General features: G+C 32.1%; 1 pseudogene. It reads left to right on the forward strand.

Annotated elements, in window-relative coordinates:
* Positions 1-243 (forward strand): annotated as a pseudogene (locus tag AWV70_RS16515) (tetracycline efflux MFS transporter Tet(L)); the annotation flags it as partial.

The following is a 243-nucleotide window of genomic DNA, read 5'->3' on the forward strand; positions in this document are numbered from 1 at the left end:
TTGTAGGAATTATACTAATGTCAGTGGGCATTGTATTTTTTATGCTGTTTACAACATCTTATAACATTTCTTTTCTGATCATCAGTATTCTGTCATTCCTGATATTTGTAAAACATATTAGGAAAGTAACAGAACCTTTTGTTGAACCTGCACTGGTGAAAAATATTTCTTTTATAATTGGTGTCCTTTGTGGAGGACTTATATTTGGTACAGTAGCAGGGTTTATCTCTATGGTTCCTTACA

The organism is Sporosarcina koreensis, from assembly GCF_001531445.1.
GTDB lineage: Bacteria > Bacillota > Bacilli > Bacillales_A > Planococcaceae > Sporosarcina > Sporosarcina koreensis_C.